A 1,846-nucleotide genomic window follows, 5' to 3' on the forward strand; every position below is an offset into this window, starting at 1 on the left:
GGCTCGCGAGGCGGGCGTGATCGCCAGCCAGGCGGTGCTGGTGGCGATCGGCGTGGATTGGGAGGGCCGGCGCCAGGTTCTGGGCGTGGAGCTGGCCAACCGGGAGAGCCATTCGAGCTGGCGCGAGTTCGTGACGGGGCTCAAGAATCGCGGGCTCGCCGGCGTCGAGTTCGTCGTCTCCGACGACCATCCGGGGCTCAGGGCGGCAATCCGCGAAGTGCTGCCCGAAGCGGTCTGGCAGCGCTGCTACGTGCACTTCCTCAGAAACGCGCTCGACTACGTGCCGCGCAAGGTCGACGACGATTGCCTGATGGAGCTCAGATGGTTCTACGACCGGCGCGACCTTGCCGAGGTCAAACGCGACCTGGCGCAGTGGATCGCCAATTGGCAGGCCAAATACCCGAAGCTGGTCAACTGGGTGGAGGACAATATCGAGGAGACGCTGAGCTTCTATCGGCTGCCGCTAGAGCACGTCCTGTGATCGATGAATCGATTGTGATGTGACAGCTGCGTTTTGTGCTGATTCAACATCCACCTCGATGGAGGTGGACGATGGGAAGAGCATTGAGCGGTGATCTTCGGTTGCGGGTCTTGAAGGCTTCGGACGAGGGCATGTCGGCGCGGCAAGCGGCGGCGCGGTTCGGCGTGGGAGTGTCCAGCGCGATCCGCTGGATTGCGCGGGCGAAGATCGGCGAACTGGCGCCACGCCCGCAGGGCCGCCGCCGCGCCTCCAGCCTCGATGCGCATGAAGCCTTCATCGTCGGGCTGATCGAGGAGCGCAAGGACATCACGCTGAACGAGATGGTGGAGCGGCTCGTCGCCGAGCAGTCAGTGCGGATCAGCCGCAGCGCCATGAGCGCCTGGCTTCGCGGTCACGGCTGGACATTCAAAAAAAGTCCGCGCACGCACTGGAGCAGGATCGCCCGACATCCTGAAGCGGCGCCGGGAGTGGTTCGACGGCCAGCTCGATCTTGATCCGGCGAAGCTCGTGTTCATCGACGAGACCGGCCTCTCCACAAAGATGGCCCGTCTGCGTGGAAGAGCGCCGCGCGGCGAGCGCTGCCGGGCCGGCGTGCCGCACGGCCACTGGAAGACCACGACCTTCACCGGAGCGCTGCGGCTGACGGGCATGACTGCGCCCTTCGTCTACGACGGCGCCATGAACGGCAACGTGTTCCTGGCCTATGTCGAGCAGGTGCTGGTCCCGACATTGTCGGAGGGCGACGTAGTCGTCATGGACAACCTGCCCGCCCACAAGGCCGCCGGCGTGCGCGACGCGATTGAGGCCGCAGGCGCGAGCCTGCTCTACCTGCCGCCCTACAGTCCCGACTTCAATCCGATTGAGAACGCCTTCGCCAAACTCAAGGCGCTGCTGCGAGCAAAGGCCGAGAGAACCATCAAGGCTCTGTGGGACGCGGTCGGCGCGGTCGTCGACCTCTTCACCCCAGCTGAATGTGCCAACTACTTCAAAGCCGCAGGATATGAACCGGATTAAACAGGACGTGCTCTAGCTCACCACAAGCACATGAAATCGACGGATGACATCGACAAGCCTGATTTCGACTTTTTCGATTCCTGTTGCGTTTCTTTGTTCGGCTCAGGTGAGCCTGTTTCTTCGTCCCGGCCCACAGGATTTCCCACGCGAGCGTGTCGAGACGCAGTCAAGGCTGGCCGGTGCGATGGCGCCACGGCCGGCTGCGAGGTTTCCAGGCCACGCCTTGACGGCGTCGAGCACGGCGCCATTCTGGAGCGGACCGAGGGCGTCGGTCGTGCCGCCAGATTTCCTTGTGCTATATTTGTCCGGCACGGACGACCACGTGGCAAAGAGTGGTGCGAGAGGATGAGA

General features: G+C 63.8%; 1 protein-coding gene and 2 pseudogenes. 2 read left to right on the plus strand and 1 reads right to left on the minus strand.

The features are described from left to right. Positions 1 to 472: pseudogene (locus NKI29_RS33275) on the plus strand (IS256 family transposase); the annotation flags it as partial. Between the two features lie 80 nt (positions 473 to 552). Then, a pseudogene (locus tag NKI29_RS33280) lies at positions 553 to 1,495 on the plus strand (IS630 family transposase). Positions 1,496 to 1,597: 102 nt separating this feature from the next. Here NKI29_RS33280 and NKI29_RS33285 read toward each other — a convergent pair. Next, positions 1,598 to 1,846: hypothetical protein (locus NKI29_RS33285; RefSeq protein ID WP_352798689.1), on the minus strand; the 249-nt coding region annotated here is incomplete at its 5' end.

This window comes from Mesorhizobium sp. M0678, assembly GCF_040320505.1.
GTDB lineage: Bacteria > Pseudomonadota > Alphaproteobacteria > Rhizobiales > Rhizobiaceae > Mesorhizobium.